The organism is Pseudorhizobium halotolerans (genome assembly GCF_902153235.2).
In the GTDB taxonomy this organism is placed as follows: domain Bacteria; phylum Pseudomonadota; class Alphaproteobacteria; order Rhizobiales; family Rhizobiaceae; genus Neorhizobium; species Neorhizobium flavum.
In genome coordinates this window covers 76,433-99,059 of the sequence record NZ_CABFWE030000001.1, presented here as the reverse complement: position 1 = coordinate 99,059, position 22,627 = coordinate 76,433, and the positions used below count along the sequence as shown (strand labels likewise).

Below are 22,627 nucleotides of genomic sequence, written 5' to 3'. Positions count from 1 at the left end.
CAATGTCCCTGATCCACGAGATCGACTACGGCACCCCGGCCTCCCGTTCCGAAACCCTCGTCACGCTCACCATAGACGGGCGCGAGGTGACCGTTCCGGAAGGTACCTCGCTCATGCGCGCCTCCATGGAGGCGGGGATCCAGGTGCCGAAGCTCTGCGCCACGGACATGGTCGACGCCTTCGGTTCCTGCCGGCTCTGCCTGGTGGAGGTGGAAGGGCGTAACGGCACCCCCGCCTCCTGCACGACACCCGTTGCACCCGGTCTTGTCGTCCATACGCAGACGGAACGGCTGAAGAAGATCCGCCGGGGCGTGATGGAGCTCTACATCTCCGATCACCCACTCGACTGCCTCACCTGTGCGGCGAACGGCGATTGCGAGTTGCAAGACATGGCGGGCGCCGTCGGTCTGCGCGATGTGCGTTACGGATATGAGGGCGATAATCACGTCAAGACGCGCAACAATGGCGAGATCAACGCCAAGTGGATGCCGAAGGACGAGTCCAACCCGTATTTCACCTACGACCCGTCCAAGTGCATCGTCTGCTCGCGCTGCGTTCGCGCCTGCGAGGAAGTGCAGGGTACGTTCGCGCTGACGATCGAGGGCCGCGGGTTCGACAGCCGCGTGTCGGCCGGCATGCACGAGCATTTTCTGGAGTCGGAGTGTGTGTCCTGCGGCGCCTGCGTACAGGCGTGCCCGACAGCGACTCTCACCGAGAAGTCGGTCATCGCTATCGGCCAGCCGGAGCACTCGGCCGTTACGACCTGCGCCTATTGCGGCGTCGGCTGTTCCTTCAAGGCGGAGATGCGCGGCGAGGAACTCGTCCGCATGGTACCGTACAAGGACGGCAAGGCGAACCGCGGCCATTCCTGCGTCAAGGGCCGCTTCGCCTACGGCTATGCCAATCACCGAGACCGCATCCTGAACCCGATGATCCGCAAGAGAATCACGGACCCCTGGCGGGAGGTGACGTGGGAGGAAGCTTTCGCCCATGTCGCATCCGAATTCAGGCGGCTGCAGTACCAATATGGCCGAGATTCGATCGGTGGGATCACCTCATCGCGCTGCACGAACGAGGAGACCTATCTCGTCCAGAAGCTTGTCCGGGCCGGCTTCGGCAACAACAACGTCGATACCTGTGCCCGTGTCTGCCATTCGCCGACGGGTTACGGGCTCGGCCAGGCCTATGGAACCTCGGCCGGCACCCAGGATTTCGATTCGGTTGAGTATTCCGACGTTGTGGTCGTCATCGGCGCCAACCCGACGGACGGACATCCGGTCTTCGGCTCGCGTCTAAAGAAGCGGTTGCGGCAGGGAGCGAAGCTGATCGTCATCGACCCGCGCCGTATCGACCTCGTCCGCCAGCCGCATGTGGAAGCCGCCTACCATCTGCCGTTGAAGCCCGGGACCAATGTGGCGGTGCTGACGGCGCTCGCGCATGTGATCGTTACGGAAGGACTCTTCGATGAGGCCTTCATCCGCGAACGCTGTGACTGGTCGGAATTCGAAGATTGGGCGGCGTTCGTGGCCGAGCCGCAGCACAGCCCGGAAGCGACCGAGGCGTACACCGGCGTGCCGGCGGCCCTTGTTCGCGGAGCAGCGAGGCTTTATGCGACCGGCGGCAATGGGGCAATCTACTATGGGCTCGGGGTGACCGAGCACAGCCAGGGTTCCACCGCGGTGATGGCGATCGCGAACCTTGCTATGGCCACTGGCAATATCGGCCGTCCCGGCGTCGGCGTAAATCCGCTACGCGGCCAGAACAACGTCCAGGGCTCCTGCGACATGGGTTCCTTCCCGCATGAACTGCCGGGCTATCGGCACATCTCGGACGACGCCACGCGCGACACCTTCGAGAAGATGTGGGGTGTGACGCTCAACAATGAGCCGGGGCTGCGCATCCCGAACATGCTGGACGCGGCCGTGGAAGGGACGTTCAAGGGCCTCTACATCCAGGGGGAAGACATCCTCCAATCCGATCCGGACACGAAGCACGTCTCCGCAGGTCTTGCCGCAATGGAATGCGTCGTGGTGCACGACCTCTTCCTGAACGAGACGGCCAACTACGCGCATGTCTTCCTGCCGGGCTCGACCTTCCTGGAGAAGGACGGGACCTTCACCAATGCGGAGCGGCGTATCAACCGCGTCCGTAAGGTCATGAGCCCGAAGAACGGCTACGCAGACTGGGAGGTAACGCAAAGGCTGGCGCAGGCGATAGGGCTGAACTGGACCTATTCGCACCCTGCGGAGATCATGGACGAGATCGCGGCCACCACGCCGAGCTTCGCTGGCGTCTCCTATGCCTATCTCGACGCGAAGGGATCGGTGCAGTGGCCCTGCAACGAGAAATATCCGGACGGCTCGCCAATCATGCATGTGGACGGCTTTGTCCGCGGCAAGGGCAAGTTCATCCGCACCGAATATGTCGCGACCGATGAACGCACCGGCCCGCGCTTCCCGCTGCTGCTCACCACAGGCCGCATCCTCAGCCAGTATAACGTCGGGGCGCAGACGCGTCGGACGGAGAACGTGGTCTGGCATGACCAAGACCGGCTGGAGATCCACCCGCACGACGCAGAGCAGCGGGGCATCAAGGACGGTGACTGGATCAAGCTTGCCAGCCGCGCCGGTGAGACCAGCCTGAGGGCGCTCATCACCGATAGGGTGGCGCCGGGCGTCGTGTATACGACCTTCCATCACCCAGACACGCAGGCAAACGTCATCACGACCGATTTTTCAGACTGGGCGACCAACTGTCCGGAATACAAGGTAACGGCGGTGCAGGTCTTGCCGTCGAACGGACCGACGGAATGGCAACAGGATTATGAGGAGCTGACACGGCAGTCTCGGCGGATCGCCGGAAAGATGGAAGCAGCGGAATAGGACAAGGGGTGCAGGCTTACGACACGAAAGCGGCGGTTAGGGAGACAATCTGGCGTAACGGTGTGCGCCCAGGCCTCAGGGTCGTTCCAGAGGAGGTGCCGATCGCGTTCTCCTACGGAGGCTCAACCCATGCCGTGATGATGGGTACGCCAAGCGACCTGGTCGATTTCGCTATAGGTTTCAGCCTCACCGAGGGCATCATCGGCAAGGCAGACGATATCGAAGCCGTCGAGGTGGTTGTTGCCGGCAAGGGCCTGGATGTCCAGATCAGTCTCCAGGGCGACAAGGAGGAGGCGTTGCGTCGCCGTCGTCGCAGCATGGCGGGTCCTGTTGGCTGCGGCCTGTGCGGCCTGGAATCGCTCGATCAGGCGATGAGACCGGTTTCCTTGCTTTCCGGCCCAGGCTGCGAGTTGGATGCTGGACATGTCAGCGCTGCCGTTGCGGCTCTCAGCGAAGGCCAGCCGCTGCATGCTGAGACCCATGCGGTGCATGGGGCAGGGTTCTTCGTGCCGGGCATAGGGCTGGCGATGGTCCGCGAGGATGTCGGGCGCCATAACGCTCTCGACAAGCTTATTGGTGCCGTGGCGTGGCAGGGTATAAAAGGCGCCACTGGTGCGGTCGTGGTGACGAGCCGCGTTTCCGTGGAAATGGTGCAGAAGACCGCGATCCTGGGTTCACCCATCCTGATCGCCATTTCCGCACCCACTGCACTGGCGATCCGCACAGCCGAGGAGGCGGGCATGACGGTCGTCGCGCTTGCGCGCGGCAAGGACTTCGAAGTCTTCACACGAAGCGACCGCATCAAGATGGGAAGCAGCGCTCATGTCGCATGATCAGTCGCAAGAAAAACTCGTCAGGATGGCGAACCAGATCGCCACCTTCTTTCTGTCCCAGCCCGAGGAGGTGAGGGCGGAGGGGGTCGCAACCCACATCAACAAGTTCTGGGAACCGCGGATGCGGCGGCATCTCTTCGAGCACATCGATTTGGGCGGGGCCGGACTGCTTCCGCTCGTCATCGAGGCCTCAACGCTGATCCGTCGGCCCGAGGCCCGGGTCGGATCGGGAGTGGGCGTCGGTGATGAAGCAGCCGAAGGCGGGTCAGGCGGAAAGGGAGTGGTTGCGGGAGAGTCGCTTTCCGAGCCGAGCATTCCCGAGACCAGCAGTTGACCCCACGGTACGGTCAGTGGTGTTAGCCTGACGAGTGACAGTCGTCACAACGAAAAAGCCGCCGGACGGATCCATGCGGCTTCTTGAAGGCTTGAGCGAGGGGACTGCCTCAGGCGGCGAGATCTTCCACTTCGGTGCCCTTGAACATCTTGGAGAGGTTCAGGAAGCAGATCATGCCGTTCTCGTTGGCGATGATGCCTTCGGAGAAGGACTTGTCGAACGAGGCAGAGATTTCCGGAACCGGCTGAACCTGGTTCGACGGGATCGTGAGAATGTCGGAGACCTGATCGACGAGCATGCCAATCACCATGTTGTGGACCTCCGCCACGACGATGGCGCTGCGCTCCGTTGCGACGGCGCTCTTCATGCCGAGCTTCTGGGCGAGATCGATGATCGGGATTACCGAGCCGCGCAGGTTCATGACGCCGATCACGTCCGCCGGTGCATGCGGAATTGGCGTGGACGGCGCCCAGCCGCGGATTTCGCGAATGGTCGTGGTCTTGACGCAGAATTCCTGGTCGTGAAGGCGAAATGCTATGATTTCCAGCGTTTCGCCGCTGTAGCTTGCAGAAGTGTTCATCGTGGCCATCAATGTCTTCCCAACTCTCCGGTGCCTGGAGCAAGGCGACGCTCGACGCAGCACCGAAAGCCGGGCCGGAAGCACACGCGCCTCCTGGCTACGCGCTTCGTGTCGTGGTGCGATGGGACCACCTTATTTGTAGAATGTTGAATAAATCTAAACCGCCTGCAGCAAAAGCGTTGCGTTCGGCGCGAGGCAGTTTCCGCGCCTAGTATTCCCGTTCGTAGAAGATACCCGCGGTGCCGCCTTCTGTTCCCGCGCCGGCTTTCAGCTTCACCCCGCGCCCGACATCCAGGTTGATGGTGGCGCGCGCGCCCTCTGCGCCGCCCTGCTCCAGCTGGAGATAAGTCCGGTTGTTCAGGTAGCGTCCTACAGAGACCGTCGTCTGGCCCGTTTCGTCCGTGTTGATATCGAGGTCATCGACGCCGAGATTGCTGCGGAGCGTTTCCAGGAGCGAGGTGGAGCCGCCGCCTGCGAGCTGGCCGACAGCATCGGCCAACTGGGCGATCTGCAGCGGCGAGAGGCGCGACATCGACTGACCGAAGATCAGCCGCGCCAAGACCTCGTCCTGTGGCAGGGCTGGCGACGAGGAGAAGCTGATATCCGGATCGTTCGCGATACCGTTCACGTTCACGGTGATGGTCGTCTGCGCCGATGTCGTCGTCGCCTCGAGGTCGAGAACCGGGATCAGGCCGCCGCCGAAGGTGATCTCGCCCGAGGTGAAATCCAGACGCTTTGTCAGAATGATGATGCGGCCCCGGCGCATCTCGAACCCACCCGCCACCTGCGGTGCGGCGGCGGTGCCGGTAATCGCCAGTTCGCCACCGAGTTCGGCATCGATCCCGCGACCGCGAACGAAGATACCGCTGGGCGCGCTTATCTGGAGATCGAGAGCCAGGGGACTTGAGGTGCCCGACGCCTGCTCCGGCGCGAGTTCCCTCACCTGACGGACAACTTCGGGAGGCGGGTTGCGGTGGCGGATCTCGATCTCGGTCAGGGATGTCGGCAATTTGGCCGGAACGGTTATCGCCGCTTCAGAGAGCGTGATGCGGCCACCGAGTACAGGCCCGGTCGTCAGCGGGCCTGTGATGGTAAGATCTCCGCTGGCGGTTGCCGTGAAGAGCGTGCCGTCGACATAGGTGGCGTCCACCAGGCTGATCGAGAGATCTGCGGGGAAACCGGAACCGGGGATGATGCCGATGGAACCGCTGGCGGAAATGCGGCCACCGGTCGAGAGCGTGCCGGTCAGGCTGGAGATATTCGCCTCGGTGCCGGTAAATGTGACGTTGGCGGCAAGTTGCTCGAATGCGAGGTTGCGCCGGACATCGATCAGACGGGCTCCTGATGTGGATGCGGTACCGGTGATGGAGGGGGAGGCGCTCGTGCCGCCGATTATCAGATCGACGCTTCCCGTTCCCTCCAGCACGAAACCCTGGTCTGCCAGTTGTCCGGCCAGGATGGCAAAGGGGACCTGGCCGTCGAACTGAAGATCCAGAGCTCGCGCGCCCTGCAGCGAAATCGTGCCTCCGCCGGAGAGCGACAGGTTGCCTTGTCCGGCAAGGCTCGTCTCGATCGTGATGGCATTGTCGCGGTACTCGCCGGTCGCCCTCACCTGTAGCGACGAAAGCCCGGCGGATGTCGTCTGGGCGACGGCAGCATCCGACCATGTCAGGTCGTAGCGGACGGCGGGCGCCTGCGGCGTTCCGGCCGCAGTGACGGTACCGGCGATCGTTCCGCGGGCGCCAAGGCCGGGAACGAAGGCGTTGGCAAGACTGGCGGGGACTGCGTTGGCCGTGGCCTTGATGTCCAGTGCAGGCGGTCCGTCATCGTTCAGGACGATGCGGCCGGATGCATCGACATCCAGCCCGTCCGCGCCCGACAGCTGTGTATCGTCCAGCTGAAGCGTCCTGTCGGAAAAGCTGCCGGCCGCCTGCAGTTGAAGCGGTCCGACGCCCGCCTGCCTGGTCTGTTGCAGCTGCGCCTCCGACCATTCGAGATCATAGCGGATCGAAGGGGCGGTGAGGGAGCCTTCGGCGTCGATGGTCCCGGAGATGGAGCCGGCCGCATTGAGTGCGGGTGCGAAGGTATTGAGCAGGCTTGCAGGAAGGGATTCGATTTCTGCTTGCAGATCAAGGAGATTGCCGACTGTCCCCGTCAGCCGGACGCGGCCGTTGCCCGTACCGACGGTGAGGTCGGACAGGCGGGCGGTTCCATCCGCGACTACGATGGTCGTTGGGTTGGCCAGTTGGACAGGAATGCCGCGAGGCTCGGCCGCGAAGCTCTCGAGCGCAACCGACGTGGTATCGCCTGTTCTTACCGTGGCCACACCCGTCAATGGTGCGTCGTCATATCGGGCGTCCAGCTCGAGCCGAGTGCCGGTATCCTGGTAAGCGAAGTTCAAGTCCAGAGCCTCTATCGCGGTTGCTGCGGTTCCAAGCCGGGTTGCCCGGATCGTGCCGTCCGCAGCAAGTGCCCGCAGGTCAGGAACCGTCACGTCGATCACCGGGCCGGTAACCTCCAGATTTCCGCTGGCGACCCGGCTTCCGGAGGCCCGCACAACGGCTGTTGTTTGCCCGTCCTGGTTTTCGAAGGCGACGGAGCCCTGGAGATCGCCTTCCGCTTGCTGGGCCGCAAGCGCCGCAAGCAGTGAGACGTCGGGGAATTCAAACTCCAGATTGCCTTCGGGCATGAAATCGGGAGAGAAGCTCAGAGCCCCTTCCAGTCGGTTGGGTCCCACCTGGAGGTCGATGGCTGGCGCCGAGGTGCGGCCTCCTTCCGACCGCAGGTCCGCATTAATGCTGAGCGGTTGCCCCTCGATCGATCCCGTCACCTCGACCGTTCCGGCGGGCGATTGCGGATTGGCGACGCCCTCCACGTTCACACGCAGATCCCGCAGGAGCTTTCCTGCCAGTCTAATCTCTGCGGCATTGACAACGCCTTTTACCGACAGGGCATCCAACCTTCCCTCCGCCGAGACGTCGAAACCTGCCGCGCCTTCGGCATTGGCCAGCCAGCGACGAAGTTCGGGCAAGCGCCCGGCAAGACGGCCGGTCATCTGCTCGCCAGCCAAGGTCGCGTTGCCGTGCGCTTCCACCGCATCAGATTTCAGGACGAAGTTCTCGACCTTCACCTGGTTGGCGGACGTCCGTTCGACATAGCCTTCAGCCATGATCGTGCTTTCGAAGCGCGAGGCAAATGCAGGCGGCATGGCTTCCGGTGTTGCGGTGATCCGGAAGTTGCCCGTGAGGTTCTGGGAGGTGGTATTGTACGTCCCGCTGACGGTTCCGCTCAAACGCGCGCTGTCGAGCGTTGCCGCATCCAAACCGATGGCCGGCAGATCGAGGCGGAGCGGCGCGTCGAGCGTAATCGGTGCCTGCAAGGCGCGATCCAGATCAGCATTTGAGAAATCACTTTCGCCGATTGTCAAGCGGGAGCGCACGCTGCCGGAGCGGGTCACCAGGTTCAGGTCTTCACTTTCCGCCTGCAGCCTGATCTGGCCGAAGCGGCCTTGAGCCACGTCGGCTGAGGCGAGTGCCGCGGTTGCGTTGAGGCGCGCGGACTGTGCTGCGCCGGTGACCGTCAGGTTGAGAGTGTCGACGACAAACCGGCTGTTGTAACCGGCAATCGGCCATACGATGGGCACGGGTCCATCGGTGCCGGTGAGGCTTGCCGTGAGGCTGTTGTCACCCGCCGGATCCCACACACCTGATGCCGTGACATCCACTGCGCCAGAAACGATCTTGCCATTATCGATCGAGATGCGCCCGTTGCGGCCAACATTGGCTGCTACGTCGATATCGGTCGTGCCCTCGAATAACGGGCGAAACGCGGGTGGCAGGAGTGTCGCCAACTGGCCGCCGCCCACGACCTCGACCCGGCGGCTGCCGTCCGGAAGCATCTGGTGGCTTCCCTCTACTGCCACGACAGGGTCCCCGGCCACGCTGCCTGACAGCTTGCCGCTCCAGTCTGACAAAGGCCCGGTCCCCTCGAGTGCCAGGTCGACTGCGGGGGCGCCTGGAAGCTTCAGCAGGCGCGCGAACAAGCCGCCCTGCGGCTCCGAAACGGACGCTGTTACAGCAAGGCGGTTCTCGGCAGGTGCGTACAGTATGTCCGCAACGGCGCGAGCATCCGGTTCATCCTGCCTGGTTGCTTGGAGATCAAGCCGTATGTTCGGACCGGTGGCGTCGATCGATCCCTTGAGAGAAAGAGAAAAGGGCCGGCCGGTGAGAGCCGGCGCGATCTCGATGTCAGGCATATCGATCTGTGCAACGCGCACGCCGACAGGCAGCGAGAAGCCGGAGGACTGTCCAGCTTGCGGCTCATCCGGCAGCGCAGACGGAAGCGGCGCGCGCAAAACATCGATGCTGTCAACGCTCACATTCTCGGCGCGGAACACGCCGCGCAACAACGCGGACGGTGACCAGTTGACGTGCAGCCCCTCGATCTCCGCATAGGTGCCTTCATCGTCGGATAGGGTAAGGGAGGCAATCTGCAGGTCGCCGCTCAGAAGGCCCTGCGGAGGCGAAAAATTAACCTGTCTTTCCGGTGTCGAGACAATGGATGAGATACGCTCGGCCGCGATCTGGCTGCCAACCGGGGTCAAGCCCACGAAGAGCAGGATACCGAGAGCCATGACGAGAAGGATCGCCACCGCGACGAGCGCGATCTTCACAACCCATTTCAACAGGCGAACCATCCCATCCTGCCCCTAGTTGATCGCCTCGCGGCGCTGTCAGAACGATTGCCCGATCCCGGCATAGATGCCGTAGTCGCTGCCGCCGTCATATTTCCGAAGCGGTACTGCAACGTCGAGGCGGAGCGGCCCGAATGGCGTCGCATACCGAATCCCGATACCCGCACCGGCACGGATATCGGAGAAATCAGGCACGATTTCGGTCGAGACCGTCCCGACGTCAATGAATGGTACCAGACCGATATTCTCGGTGATCTTGGTCCTGACCTCGAATGATGCGAGCGCGTAAGAGCGTCCGCCCAAGGCTTCCTCGGCGTCATTATAGGGCGAAATCTCACGGAAAGCATAGCCGCGGACCGATCCTCCGCCGCCAGCGAAGAACCGGCGGGTCACGGGGATGTCGGCGAGATCTTCCGCACCGATCAGCGTGCCGGCCGAAACCTTGCCCGCGAGGACGATGTTGTCTTCGGCTCCCAGACCCAGATAGCCGGAGAGCGACCCTTCAAACGAGGAAAAGACGTTACCGTTGAAGAATTCGTAGGAGGGCTTTGCCGAGATCGTCGCCCAGTATCCCTCCGTCGGGTCAAGCTTGTTGTTACGGGCATCCCGCTCGAACGCGACGGGGACGCTGAATGTCAGGTAATCGTTTTCGCCGAAGGCGTCGTCGGCATTGATCCAGGCAATTTCTCCGCCAGCCTTCAGCGTGTCGGTCTCGTTGAGTTCGTAGGAGAGGCCGGCAGAGCCGATGACCGTCTGCGCTTCGTATATGTCGTCGGGCGTCTCGCTTTTCGCCTCCAGACGCGACTCGAATGTGGCTTCCGGAACGGGGAATCCTGGTTTGGTGAAGACGATGCCGGCGGAATAGTCGAAGGTCGTCACGTCCGTTGTGGCGCCGATACCCGATACCTTGCCTTCTATCCGAAGCGCTTCAGCCTCCCCGAAGAGGTTTCGGTGGCCCCAGTAGCCCTGCAGGCCTGCGCCATCCAGCGAGGAATATTCTGCACCGAATCCGAAATAGCGATGCTTGCCCTCGGAAACCTCGATGGTGAGGGGAAGTGTTCCGTCGGGTGCAAGCGCTTCTGCCTCGCGGATCGTGATGCTTGAAAATACGCCCAGTTCACGCAGACGTTCCGATGCCTTCCGCAACTGCTCGGGCGAATAGCGGTCACCCTTGTCCAGTCGCGAATAGCGACGGATGAAATCTGCCTTCACGGTTCGCGATCCCTTGACCGTCACCGCGCCGAAGTCGGCTTCGGGGCCGCTGACCACACCCGTTACGACGTCCACCGTCAGCGTCCGATGGTCGGCTGTGACCTGCCGCTCCGTCAGACGCGCCAGCGGTCGTCCTTCTGCCTTCACATCGACAAGCAGACGTTCGCTTGCTTTCAGAATGACCCGTGAACCGGCTTCTCCTCCCGGGACAAGGTCGTAGTCGGCGGGATCGCGTCCGGCAGCGTCACCCTCGAACCGCACCGAGCCGAGCTTGAAGACCGGGCCGGGTATGACGCTGACTGTAACCGGCACAGGGCGTGAGTGATCGAAAGTCGGGTTTGGGGGGAGGGCGTCGATATCAACGCCCTCGATGCTGATATGGACGGTGCCGCCATAGCGGGCCTCCTCATAGAGGACTGCGACCAGCCGGTCCCGGTCTTCTCGTGCCTTGATGACGATACCAAGGTCTCCCGACACCGGCTGTTCCTCATCGTTGACAAGAGAGGCGGCATTCTCCAAGCGTTCGGCAAGATCGGAGTCGGCGTCGCCTGTGGACAGCGTGGCGTCGTACCGGACGGGATTGATGACCTCTATGGTCTCTTCCTCGGATCCGAACAGATTGATGCCGAACAGCTTGAGAGCATGAGCCGGCGAGGCCGAGAGAAGACCGATCACGACGGCAGAGGCCATGAACGTCACCATCCGTCCTGGGAAGCAGGCGGCAGTTGCCTCGCTAACTGGTCTACGCACCCACACTATCGGTCCTTGCCTTCCGAGCCGTCTTTCAAGCGTCAAGTCCGCCTATGTAGCGGTTAAAGCCGAGGCCGAACACCTCTTTTGATGGCTCGGTGATTGTTATTAAAAAGAAAAGCCCCGGAGCTTGCTCCGGGGCCACAGCCGGATATGCGCGGCTCAGTAACGGCGGGGGCAGTCGTCGATGTAACGCCGTCCATAGCGGTCGCGGTAGTAGCACTGGCCGGGCTGCTCGGCGACAGAGCCGATCAGGGCGCCCGAAACGCCGCCGATCGCGGCGCCGACTGCGGCTCCCCGCACATTGCCTGTGGCCAGGCCGCCGATCACGGCACCGGTGCCGGCACCGATTGCGGCTCCCTGTTCCGTCTGGGTGCAGCTTGCCAGCATCAGTCCCGTCATTGCGAGCACAAGCATTCTTCTCATCGTCTCTCTCCCACGACTCAACGTCATCAATGGCTGGTGGTGACGCCTTCGCCCTCGGCTTTCGTGCACCCCATCGACTGCAACAATAGATCGGGCGTAGCCGATGTCCATAGATCCAAGGCGATCGCCGTCGGATCTTTCTGCACCGAATTTGACGGGCGTCATGTCCAGCGGGACCGTCGCTCGTCGTTCGTCGGAAAAATGTTCCTTCGTCGCAAAGCTAGAGGTTGATCGGGCTGGCAAAAAGGAAAATGATGCGAGCGTGTCTGGAGGAGACACGAGGAGGAGCACGATGGCAAAAGTGACGCTGACGGTGAATGGCCGTACGGTGAGCGGCGAGTGTGACGACCGCACGCTGCTGGTTCATTTCATCCGGGAGAAACTGGGACTGACGGGAACGCATGTCGGATGTGACACGACCCAGTGTGGCGCATGCGTGGTTCACATGGACGGCAAATCCGTCAAGAGCTGTTCCATCCTCGCCGTCCAGGCGGCAGGCTCAAGCGTCACGACCATCGAGGGAATCGCCGCACAAGGCGAACTTCATCCCGTCCAAGCCGCCTTCAAGGAACACCACGGCCTGCAGTGCGGCTTCTGCACGCCCGGCATGGTGATGACCGCGGTGGACATGATCAACCGTCATGGCGGGAAGCTCGACGAAGCGACCGTGCGCCATGAACTGGAAGGCAATATCTGCCGGTGCACCGGATACCACAACATCGTCAAGGCAGTCCTTGCCGCCGACGCCGAAATGGCGGCCGGTCGGCAGGCGGCGGAATGACAAGCCAGACCGAGGCGTGCGGATAGGACCGACAGCCGCTTCTGCGGCCGGAGGTATCCGCCCTTCGAAGTTGCTGTTCGCTCATTTCTGGAGGAGATGAAAATGGGTGTTGAAGGAATCGGTGCACGTGTCACCCGCAAGGAAGACAAACGCTTCCTGACCGGCAAGGGCCGGTACACGGACGACATGTCGGTGCCGGGAATGAAATATGCCTACTTTGTTCGCAGCCCCTATGCCCATGCAAGGATACGCGGCATAGATGCCGCCGCCGCGAAGGCCATGCCGGGCGTCATCGACGTGCTGGACGGCAGGCAGCTACAGGCCGATGGGATCGGCAACCTGATTTGCGGCTGGATGATCCATTCCAAAGACGGATCGCCCATGAAGATGGGTGCCTGGCGCCCGCTCGCGCACGAGATCGTCCGTTATGTCGGCGATGCGGTCGCGATCGTCGTCGCCGATTCCTCGGCGGAAGCACGTGATGCGGCAGAAGCGGTCGTGGTGGACTACGAGGAGCTTCCGGCGGTGACGGAGGCGGTGTCAGCGCTGGAGGCCGGCGCGCCGCAGATACATCCGGAGGCGCCGGGCAATCTGATTTTCGACTGGGAGATCGGCGATGGTTCGGCGACGGACCAGGCGATCGCAACCGCGGCCCACGTCACCGAGATCGAGATCCACAACAACCGGCTGTCGCCCAACCCGATGGAGCCGCGTGCGACCCTCGGCATCTATGACACGGCCGAAGATCATTACACATGCTATACGACCAGCCAGAATCCGCATGTGGCGCGGCTGGTGATGAGCGCGTTCTATAATGTCGCTCCCGAGAACAAGCTGAGGGTGATCGCTCCCGATGTTGGCGGCGGCTTCGGGTCGAAGATCTACATCTATCCGGAGGAGATCGTCTGTCTCTGGGCATCCAAGAAGACCGGGGTCCCGGTCAAGTGGACCTCGGATCGCACTGAAGCCTTCCTGACCGATGCGCATGGCCGTGACCATGTCTCGAAGGTGAAGATGGCCTTCGACGCCGATCATCGCATCATCGGGCTGAAGGTGGACACAATCGCCAATCTCGGCGCTTATATGTCCCTCTTTTCCTCCGCCGTGCCGACCTATCTCTATGCGACGCTGCTTTCCGGGCAGTACGCCATCCCGTCAATCCATGCCAATGTCCGCACGGTCTACACCAACACCGTGCCGGTGGATGCCTATCGCGGCGCCGGGCGGCCCGAGGCGACGTATCTCTTGGAGCGGACGATGGAAACGGCCGCCAGGGAACTCGGGATCTCTCCGGCCGAATTGCGGCGCAAGAATTTCATCCGTTCGTTCCCCTATCAGACGCCGGTCATCATGAATTATGACGCCGGCGACTACGACGCATCGCTGAGTGCCGCCATGCAGGCGGCCGACTGGGATGGCTTCGCGGCGCGGCGCGCAGAGGCGGAAGGCCGTGGCAAGCGCCGTGGAATCGGCATGAGCTGCTACATCGAGGCCTGCGGCATCGCACCTTCGGCTGCCGTCGGCTCTCTGGGTGCGGGCGTCGGTCTGTGGGAATCGGCGGAAGTGCGGGTGAACGCCGTCGGCACCATCGAAGTCCTGACCGGCTCACATAGCCATGGACAGGGTCACGAGACGACGTTTGCGCAACTGGTGGCGGAGCGGCTCGGCGTGCCGCTCGACAGCGTCAACATCGTTCACGGCGACACCGACAAGGTGCAGATGGGTATGGGCACTTACGGTTCCCGCTCCGGAGCGGTCGGAATGTCGGCGGTCGTCAAGGCGCTGGACAAGGTCGAGGCGAAGGCGAAGAAGATCGCCGCCCACCTGATGGAGGCGGATGACAGCGACATCGTCATCGAGAACGGTGAACTGAAGGTGGCGGGTACGGACAAGACCGTACCGTGGTTCCAGGTGGCGCTGGCGGCCTATACCGCCCATAACCTGCCATCGGGCATGGAACCTGGGCTGAAGGAAACGGCGTTCTACGATCCCGCCAACTTCACCTTCCCCGCTGGCTGCTATATCGCGGAGGTCGAGGTCGATCCGGAGACGGGCAAGACTGAGATCATCCAGTTCGTCGCGGCAGACGATTTCGGAAATATCATTAATCCACTGATCGTCGAAGGACAGGTGCATGGGGGGCTGGCGCAGGGGATCGGTCAGGCGCTGCTCGAAGAAGTGCGCTATGATCGGGAAAGCGGCCAGCTGCTCACCGCGAGCTACATGGATTATGCCATGCCTCGCGCGGACGACCTTCCGTCCTTCAACCTCTCGCACCAGAACACGCCCTGTCCAAGCAATCCGCTTGGCATCAAGGGCTGCGGCGAGGCGGGGGCAATCGGTTCGCCGCCGGCGCTCATCAATGCCATCACCGACGCGATCGGCAACAACAACCTGACCATGCCCGCCACACCGATGAAGGTCTGGCAGGCTATGCGCGCGACACACTGAGGAGGACCGGACATGTATGCAACGAGCTATCACCGCGCCTCCTCGGTCGAGGAGGCCGTTAAACTCAAGAGCCAGCATGAGGAAGGGCGGTATCTGTCCGGCGGAATGACGCTGATCGCAACGATGAAGCAGCGGTTGGCCGCTCCGTCGGACCTGATCGACCTGCGTCACATTCCCGACCTCAAGGGAATTTCCCTCGATGGCGGCAATGTACGAATCGGCGCAGCCACGCCGCATGCGGATGTCGCCGGCTCGTCGCTCCTGCGCTCGGTCTGTCCGGCGATCTGCGATCTGGCCGGAATGATCGGCGATCCGCATGTCAGGCACATGGGAACGATCGGCGGTTCGATCGCCAACAATGATCCGGCCGCTGACTATCCGGCCGCCATGCTCGGTCTCGGGGCGACGATCATCACCGATCGCCGGTGGATCGGAGCAGACGAGTTCTTCACCGGTCTCTTCGAGACGGCCCTGGAGGAGGGCGAGATGGTGACCGCCGTGACCTTCGAGGCGCCCGAGAAGGCAGGCTATGCAAAGTTTGCCAATCCCGCTTCGCGTTATGCGCTTGCCGGGGTGTTCGTCGCCAAGCGCCCGGACGGGATCTGTGTGGCTGTAACGGGTGCGGGAGCGAACGGCGTGTTCCGCCATGGAGGCATGGAAGAAGCACTGGCATCATCCTGGTCGCCCGAAGCCGTCATGACAGCCGAAGTCGGTCAGGCGGATATGCTCGCCGACATGCATGCGAGCGCGGACTACAGGGCCAATCTTGTTCGTGTAATGGCCAAGCGTGCCGTCCAGGCAGCCGGGTGAAGAGGAGAGGTCGGGATATCCTTCCCAACTTGATGTGGATCAAGTCCGTGGTGGCCCGCATCGGCTACCACGGACCCTGGAACCGCTCGAAATAACGTCCAATTGCCGCAGTCTGGATTAATTCCAATCTGCGGGGTTGACGCGGAGCGAGCGAGAAACCAAAACCGTTACAGGGTTCTGGAGTGTGACATGGATTTCGAGGCATTTTTCAAGAGCGAACTGGACAGTCTTCACCAGGAAGGCCGTTACCGGGTGTTCGCCGATCTCGAGCGGCATCGCGGCAGTTTCCCTCGTGCCACGCGTCACACCCCCGAGGGTCCCAAGGAAGTTACGGTCTGGTGTTCCAACGATTATCTCGGCATGGGCCAGCATCCAGCCGTGATCGCAGCCATGCATGAGGCGATCGATCACTGTGGCGCGGGTGCGGGAGGCACCCGGAATATCTCTGGCACCACCCACTACCATGTTCTTCTCGAGCAGGAACTTGCCGATCTTCACGGCAAGGAATCCGCGCTCGTCTTCACCTCCGGCTATATCTCCAACTGGGCGACGCTCGGTACGCTCGGCCAGAAAATCCCCGGCCTCATCATCTTCTCCGATGCGTTGAACCACGCGTCGATGATCGAAGGCATTCGCTACGCCAAATGCGATCGGGTGATCTGGAAGCACAACGACCTCAACGACCTGGAGGCAAAGCTTGCGGCAGCCGACCCGAATGCGCCGAAGCTGATCGCGTTCGAATCAGTCTACTCCATGGATGGCGACATCGCGCCAATCAAGGAGATCTGTGATCTCGCCGACAAATACCGTGCAATGACCTATCTCGACGAAGTCCATGCGGTTGGCATGTACGGTCCGCGCGGCGGCGGCATCGCCGAGCGCGAAGGCCTGATGGACCGCCTGACGATCATCGAGGGCACGCTTGGCAAGGCCTTCGGCGTGATGGGGGGCTATATCGCGGCGTCTACAGCGCTCTGCGACTTCATCCGCTCATTTGCTTCCGGCTTCATCTTCACGACCGCCCTGCCGCCGACGCTCGCTGCCGGCGCGATCGCCTCGATCCGGCACCTGAAGGCCAGCCCCTTCGAACGCGTCCGCCATCAGGACCGCGTCAAGAAGCTGCGTTCGCTGCTCGATGCCCGTGGCATTCCGCACATGCACAATCCCAGCCACATCGTGCCGATCATGGTGGGCGACGCTGCCAAGTGCAAGTGGATCTCCGACATCCTGCTCGACTCGTTCGACATCTATGTGCAGCCGATCAACTACCCGACGGTCCCGCGCAAGACGGAGCGCCTGCGCATCACCCCCACGCCGCTGCATTCGGATGGCGATCTCGAACGCCTCGTCGACGGGGTTCATCAGCTCTGGTCGCGCTGCGCGCTCGCCCGCGCGGTTGCCTGAATCTCACCCCAGGCAGATCAAGCAAATGGCCGCTTATGCGGCCATTGTTCTTTTCGAGACCAGAGCAGCAGCACTCCTTCGCGCCTCCGCATCCGCGGCAAAGACCTCGTCAATCGAGCCGGCAGCCGGATACCCGATCATCGTCTCCATGACCTCCTCGGCGATGTCGGCCATCGCCAGGAAGCCGATCTGTCCGGCGCAGAAGGCGTCGAAGGCCACTTCCTCGGCGGCGTTCATCACCGCGCCCTGGACGCCTCCGCGTTGCAGCGCAGTTCGCGCCAGGCGCAATGCCGGGAAGCGCACCTCGTCGGGCGCCTCGAAATCCAGCCTTGCCAGCTTGGCGAAGTCGAGCCGCTCGACGTTCAACTGAGGCCGATCCGGGTAGGTGAGCGCATAGCCGATGGCGGTGCGCATGTCGGGTGCGCCGAGCTGCGCCAGTATTGAACCGTCCCTATAGCCGACCATGGAATGAATGATTGATTGCGGGTGAACGATCACCTCGATCTGCTCCGGCCTGAGGTCGAAGAGATGCTTCGCCTCGATCATCTCCAGCGCCTTGTTGAACATGGACGCGCTGCCGATCGAGATCTTCAGGCCCATGGACCAGTTGGGATGCGCCTTCGCGATGTCGACCGTGACGTCCGCCATCTGTTCGCGCGACCATGTCCGGAACGGGCCGCCGGAGGCGGTGAGCACAATCCGCTCTATCGCATGATGCTGGTCGTCTTCCAGGGACTGGAAGATGGCGCTGTGCTCGCTGTCCACGGGGATGAGGCGCCCGCCACCTTCCGTGACCGCATGCACGAAGAGATCGCCGGCGGAAACCAGGCACTCCTTGTTGGCCAAGGCGATGTCCGCACCTCTCCGGGCGGCGGCGAGTGTCGGCGCCAGACCGGCTGTGCCGACGATCGCGGCCATCACCCATTCGGCTTCTGCTGCAGCGGCCTCCATGACTGCCTTGCGGCCAGCGCCCGCCTCGATGCCTGTTCCGGCGAGCGCTTCCTTGAGTTCCGCATATCTGGCATCGTCCGCCGTGACGGCCATTCTCGCTCCAAAGGTCTTCGCCTGCCGCGCCAGGAGTTCCACATTGCTGTTGCCGGTGATGGCGACGAGATCGAAGGCCTCACGTCCACCCAGTTGCTCGACGACGTCGAGCGTGCTGACGCCGATCGATCCGGTCGAGCCGAGGATGGAGATGCGGCGCCGCGCGCCAGGGCCTATTGCCATTTTCTGTTTCCCGCAGGTGATCTCCTGACGGGTCTACAGGGCAAGCACGTTCGTCACAAGGGTCACCCCCCTGTCGGTCGAGGCTGCGACCGGATGCACCTTGATTGGCGCTACGGTTCGGGCGAAGTAGGGACATGGATCATCAGGACGAACTCCAGACGACATGCGTGATCGCCGGCGCCGGCCCGGCCGGGCTGATGCTCGGCTTCCTGCTTGCCCGCGCCGGCGTCGATGTCGTCGTCGTGGAGAAACACGCCGATTTCCTGAGGGATTTCCGCGGCGATACGATCCACCCCTCGACCCTGGAAGTGATGCACGAACTGGGGCTGGCGGAGGAGTTTCTGTCCCTGCCCCACACGCGCGCGCCGAAGCTCTCGGCGGAAATCGGCGGGCGCAACATAACGATTGCTGATTTCTCGCGCTTGCCGGTGAAACACCGTTTCATAGCCTTCATGCCGCAATGGGATTTCCTGAATTTCCTGGCTCGAAAGGCAGCCCAGTACCCGAATTTTCGGCTGCTCATGCAAGCGCGAGTGGTGGACGTGCTCGTGGAACGGGGCCGGGTAAGCGGGATCCGCGTCGAAACGGAGGGGGGCCCCACCGCAATCCGGGCCACGCTCGTCGTCGGAGCCGATGGCCGCAGTTCAGTGGTCCGGCAAAAGGCGGGGCTCGAGGTGGAAAAGCTCGGCACGCCGAGCGAGGTTCTCTGGATGAAGCTCAGCCGACAACCGGGAGATCCGGTAGAAGTCATGGGTCACGCAGGCCCGCGTCAGGGCCTGGTGCTGATCGACCGCGGCGATTACTGGCAGTGTGGTTACGTCGTCCGCAAGGGGACGTTCTCCGAGATCAAACGAGGCGGGATCGAGCCTTTCCGCCAGATGGTGCGGGACGTCTCTCCACTGCCGCCGGATCGCATGGAGGAGATCAGGAGCTTCGACGATGTCAGCCTGCTCACCGTGCGCATCGATCGCCTGAAGCAATGGTGGAAGCCAGGGCTCCTCTGCATCGGCGACGCTGCCCATGCAATGTCCCCCATCGGCGGTGTCGGTGTGAACCTTGCAATCCAGGACGCCGTGGCGACGGCAAATATTCTCGGCCGCCCGCTGCGGGAGGGGCGGCTAACCGATGGTGATCTCGCGGCGGTGGAGAAACGCCGCGGTTTCCCGACGAGGGCAACCCAGAAACTCCAGGTGATGATGCGCAGCAGCCGCCGGAAGGATCAGGACGATTCGCAGAAGCGAAGAGGCCCGCCCGCCTTTATCCGCGGAATCGCCCGCTGGCCGGTGCTTTCCCATCTCGCGGGCCGGCTGATAGGGCTTGGCTTCCGCATGGAGCATGTCCGCCCGCGCTAGCGTTCCTATAGGGACATGGGAAGTCTGGCCTGCAGAAACCTGGTGTTCCTGGGTTCGGCTTCTTCCGTCGTCGCAAGTATATTTGATGTAACGTAATATTAACCGTACTGATAAAGTATATCCGAGTAATTTCAGTCAAATTTGTTTTCAATCTTTTCGTTACGAGCAAGGCCGTCCAATGCTGGCGAAACCCCAGGACAAAATCCATCCGGCGGCAACGCCGCGCACCATGAAGATCGTGACCGAAGGCATCGGGAGCGAGTTGGAGCGGTTCAGCACCGACAATGCCAATGTGGTCAGGCAGATAAGGCTGCTGGCAATCAATGCGTTGATCGAGGCGGCAAGGGCCGGAGACACGGGGAAGGGCTTTGCAGTCGTCGCCAACGAAGTGCAGCGCCTTGCGCAGACGGCGACGGAGATCGCCGAGAAATTCGAAACCCGTGTGTTGGGACGCATCGGCCTTGGTCGCAGCATGGCGGATGCGCTCGTCGTCGAGATGGAAGGTGTCCGCCTAACGGACCTTGCCCAGACACTGGTCCAGCTCATCGTCCGCAACCTCTTCGAGCGTACGGCGGACGTACGCTGGTGGGCGACCGACTCGGCGCTCTGGCAAGCGCTTTCAAGCGACGATCCTGCAATCCGGGCGGTTGCCTCCGAGAGGCTGGGCGTTATCAATCGCTTCTACACCGTCTATCTCGATCTGGTGCTGACAGATCTGGATGGCCGCATCGTCGCCTCCGCCAATCCGGCGTTCCAGAGAAAGATCGCAGGTTCTACCATTTCGGCCGAGCCCTGGTTTGCTGCGGCGAGACGCTGCGGTTCCGGCGACGACTACATCGTTGACGACGTCAAGCCGAGCCGCCTTCACGACGGGCGCAAAGCGCTGGTCTATGCAACGGGCGTGCGGGAGGGTGGACGGCTGAATGGGCAGCTCCTTGGTATGCTCGGCGTCTATTTCGACTGGGAGATCCAGGGGCAGGCGATCGTGGAGAAGGAGGCGAACCTTCCACCTCACGTCGCCGAGAAGACGATCGTCATGCTCCTTGATGGCAACAACAAGGTCATCGCCACCACGCGCCCCTCGCTGCTCTTCACCCACTACGCCCTGCAGAAGAAGGCCGGGCAGGACAAGGGCAGCTACTATGATCGCAACGGGGCAATCGTCGCATTCGCCAAAACCCTTGGCTATGAGGATTACGACGGCCTCGGCTGGTATGGCGTAGTGGTGCAGGAGACCGAGAGCGACGACATGATACGGGCGGCGCTCGACCTGGGGTGATCCGAATCCCTCACGAGCCCGACTGTCACCGGTGCGATGCGGAAGCAGTACCTCGACGGAGCGACGGCGATGTGGCAAGTCAGTGCCTCATCCTCAACGTCCGCCGCGCATGGTCGGGTTGGCCGAGCGCAATCTTCCAACGCAAGGACATGAGGAGTGGTGATCCCGGCGCGATTCGAACGCGCGACCCCCAGATTAGGAATCTGGTGCTCTATCCTGCTGAGCTACGGGACCATTGCCAGCATCCATACAAAAGCCGCCTGCCGAAGCCAAGCCTTTTCATGGGCGGGGCAGGCGAGCTTCCGGCTCCGTTCACCGCCGTCAATCAGCGAGGCGTTGTTCCGCCAGCCGCACCCAATAGGAAATGCCGTAGGCGATCGCCTCGTCGCTGAAGTCATAGGCGGGGTTGTGGAGAGGCGCGCTGTCGCCGTTGCCGATGAAGATGAAGGCCCCGGGGCGGCTCCTCAGCATGTAGGCAAAGTCCTCTCCAGCCATCGAAGGATCCACCTCCAGATCGAGATTGGCCGTGCCCACCACGTCCGAGGCTGCCCGTGCGGCATGTCCGGTTTCGCCGTCGTGGTTGATGGTGACGGGGCAGTTGCGCTCGTAGTGGATCTTCGCATTCGCATCATGGGCAAGGGTAATGCCGGCGACGATCTGTCGGATGCGCTGCTCGGCGAGATCGCGAACCTCCTCGTTGAGGGTGCGGACGGTTCCGCCGAGCTCGGCACAATCGGGAATGATGTTGTGCGTCGTTCCCGCCTGGAAGCGGGTCACCGAAACGACAACGGATGCCAGCGGGTCGGCATTGCGTGCGGCAATCGCCTGCAGGCTGCCGACGATCTGCGTGCCGACGAGGATGGGGTCGATCGTTCGGTGAGGCTGGGCCGCGTGGCCGCCGCGGCCCCTGACGGTGATGGCGAACTTGTCGGGGGCGGCCATGATGGCGCCGCGACGGATTGCAAACTGGCCGATCGGTACGCCTGGCATGTTGTGCATGCCATAGACCTCGTCGATCCGGAACCGCTCCATCAGGCCGTCCTGGATCATCGCCAGCGCTCCGGCGCCGCCTTCCTCGGCCGGCTGGAAGATGACCGCGATGGCTCCGTTGAAATTGCGGGTTTCGGCAAGATATTTTGCCGCACCAAGCAGCATCGCGGTGTGTCCGTCATGCCCGCAGGCATGCATGCGGCCGGACATCTTCGAACTCCACGGCTTGCCCGTCATCTCTTCAAGCGGCAGGGCGTCCATGTCGGCGCGCAGCCCGATCGTCTGTTCGCCCGGCCCCCGGCCGCGGATGATCCCGACGACGCCGGTACCGCCGATGCCGCCGACGATCTCGTCCACCCCGAACTCGTGGAGGCGTGCTGTCACGAAGGCAGCGGTTTCATGAACGTCGTAGAGAATTTCGGGATGCTGGTGCAGATGGCGGCGCCATTCCGTCGCTTCCGCCTGGAGCTCGGCGGCTCGGTTGATGATCGGCATTCTTTCCCCTTGGGCCTCGCATACGAGATCGTGAATCCTCGTCCCACTGCATAGTGACCGTTGCGATTGACGCAATCAATCTTCTTTGCCATTGCTTGGCCACATAGGCCGCCTATGGCCACGCTCGT

At 62.5% G+C, this 22,627-nt stretch carries 15 protein-coding genes and 1 tRNA gene; 9 read left to right on the top strand and 7 right to left on the bottom strand.

Annotated elements, in window-relative coordinates; all coding sequences use genetic code 11:
* Positions 1 to 2 precede the first annotated feature (2 nt).
* From fdhF to FN060_RS00480, 3 genes are read left to right on the top strand one after another with little or no spacing between them, the layout of a single operon-like run.
* Positions 3 to 2,882: a formate dehydrogenase subunit alpha gene (gene fdhF / locus FN060_RS00490; RefSeq protein WP_142586415.1), complete on the top strand. Its 2,880-nt coding sequence runs from the start codon at positions 3 to 5 to the stop codon at positions 2,880 to 2,882.
* Between the two features lie 8 nt (positions 2,883 to 2,890).
* Positions 2,891 to 3,715, top strand: a complete 825-nt coding sequence (gene fdhD / locus FN060_RS00485) for a formate dehydrogenase accessory sulfurtransferase FdhD (protein WP_142586414.1) — start codon at positions 2,891 to 2,893, stop codon at positions 3,713 to 3,715.
* A complete protein-coding gene (locus FN060_RS00480) occupies positions 3,705 to 4,049 on the top strand; it encodes a formate dehydrogenase subunit delta (RefSeq protein WP_142586413.1) in 345 nt (114 codons plus the stop codon). Before fdhD ends, FN060_RS00480 begins: the two co-directional genes overlap by 11 nt.
* Positions 4,050 to 4,158: 109 nt before the next feature.
* Here the strand turns inward: FN060_RS00480 and FN060_RS00475 are convergent, their stop codons facing one another.
* The 4 genes from FN060_RS00475 to FN060_RS00460 all read right to left on the bottom strand — a co-directional run bounded on the left by FN060_RS00475 (position 4,159) and on the right by FN060_RS00460 (position 11,710).
* Positions 4,159 to 4,638, bottom strand: a complete 480-nt coding sequence (locus FN060_RS00475; RefSeq protein ID WP_052640350.1) for a chemotaxis protein CheW — start codon at positions 4,636 to 4,638, stop codon at positions 4,159 to 4,161.
* Between the two features lie 199 nt (positions 4,639 to 4,837).
* Entirely contained in the window at positions 4,838 to 9,325 is a 4,488-nt protein-coding gene (locus FN060_RS00470) for a translocation/assembly module TamB domain-containing protein (protein ID WP_142586412.1), read from the bottom strand.
* A 36-nt stretch (positions 9,326 to 9,361) separates the two neighbouring features.
* Entirely contained in the window at positions 9,362 to 11,224 is a 1,863-nt protein-coding gene (locus FN060_RS00465; RefSeq protein WP_142586411.1) for an autotransporter assembly complex protein TamA, read from the bottom strand.
* Positions 11,225 to 11,446: 222 nt separating this feature from the next.
* On the bottom strand, positions 11,447 to 11,710 hold the full coding sequence (locus FN060_RS00460; protein ID WP_142586410.1) for a YMGG-like glycine zipper-containing protein: 264 nt from the start codon (positions 11,708 to 11,710) through the stop codon (positions 11,447 to 11,449).
* Positions 11,711 to 12,002: 292 nt separating this feature from the next.
* Here FN060_RS00460 and FN060_RS00455 point away from each other — a divergent pair, with 292 nt between their 5' ends.
* The 4 genes from FN060_RS00455 to hemA all read left to right on the top strand — a co-directional run bounded on the left by FN060_RS00455 (position 12,003) and on the right by hemA (position 17,156).
* Entirely contained in the window at positions 12,003 to 12,491 is a 489-nt protein-coding gene (locus FN060_RS00455; protein ID WP_142586409.1) for a (2Fe-2S)-binding protein, read from the top strand.
* A gap of 102 nt (positions 12,492 to 12,593) precedes the next feature.
* Positions 12,594 to 14,942 carry a xanthine dehydrogenase family protein molybdopterin-binding subunit gene (locus tag FN060_RS00450; RefSeq protein WP_142586408.1) on the top strand — a complete coding sequence of 783 codons (2,349 nt, stop codon included), beginning with the start codon at positions 12,594 to 12,596 and terminating at the stop codon, positions 14,940 to 14,942.
* Between the two features lie 12 nt (positions 14,943 to 14,954).
* Positions 14,955 to 15,752 (top strand): FAD binding domain-containing protein, encoded by a 798-nt coding sequence (locus tag FN060_RS00445; RefSeq protein WP_142586407.1) that lies wholly within the window; start codon positions 14,955 to 14,957, stop codon positions 15,750 to 15,752.
* Between the two features lie 189 nt (positions 15,753 to 15,941).
* Complete coding sequence (hemA, locus tag FN060_RS00440) at positions 15,942 to 17,156, top strand: 5-aminolevulinate synthase (protein WP_142586406.1); 1,215 nt, start codon at positions 15,942 to 15,944, stop codon at positions 17,154 to 17,156.
* Positions 17,157 to 17,189: 33 nt separating this feature from the next.
* Here the strand turns inward: hemA and dxr are convergent, their stop codons facing one another.
* On the bottom strand, positions 17,190 to 18,383 hold the full coding sequence (gene dxr, locus FN060_RS00435; protein WP_142586405.1) for a 1-deoxy-D-xylulose-5-phosphate reductoisomerase: 1,194 nt from the start codon (positions 18,381 to 18,383) through the stop codon (positions 17,190 to 17,192).
* A 134-nt stretch (positions 18,384 to 18,517) separates the two neighbouring features.
* Between dxr and FN060_RS00430 the strand changes: the two genes are divergently transcribed.
* Together FN060_RS00430 and FN060_RS00425 are read left to right on the top strand one after the other, a co-directional pair.
* On the top strand, positions 18,518 to 19,735 hold the full coding sequence (locus FN060_RS00430; protein WP_142586404.1) for an FAD-dependent oxidoreductase: 1,218 nt from the start codon (positions 18,518 to 18,520) through the stop codon (positions 19,733 to 19,735).
* Between the two features lie 178 nt (positions 19,736 to 19,913).
* Positions 19,914 to 21,014, top strand: coding sequence for a methyl-accepting chemotaxis protein (locus tag FN060_RS00425; protein WP_142586403.1), 1,101 nt, complete (start codon positions 19,914 to 19,916; stop codon positions 21,012 to 21,014).
* 157 nt (positions 21,015 to 21,171) lie between these two features.
* On the opposite strand, the gene FN060_RS00420 is transcribed toward FN060_RS00425, so the two are convergent.
* Both FN060_RS00420 and FN060_RS00415 read right to left on the bottom strand, forming a co-directional pair.
* A tRNA-Arg gene (locus tag FN060_RS00420) sits at positions 21,172 to 21,248 on the bottom strand.
* 87 nt (positions 21,249 to 21,335) lie between these two features.
* Positions 21,336 to 22,499, bottom strand: coding sequence for a M20 aminoacylase family protein (locus FN060_RS00415; RefSeq protein ID WP_142586402.1), 1,164 nt, complete (start codon positions 22,497 to 22,499; stop codon positions 21,336 to 21,338).
* Positions 22,500 to 22,627 lie beyond the last annotated feature (128 nt).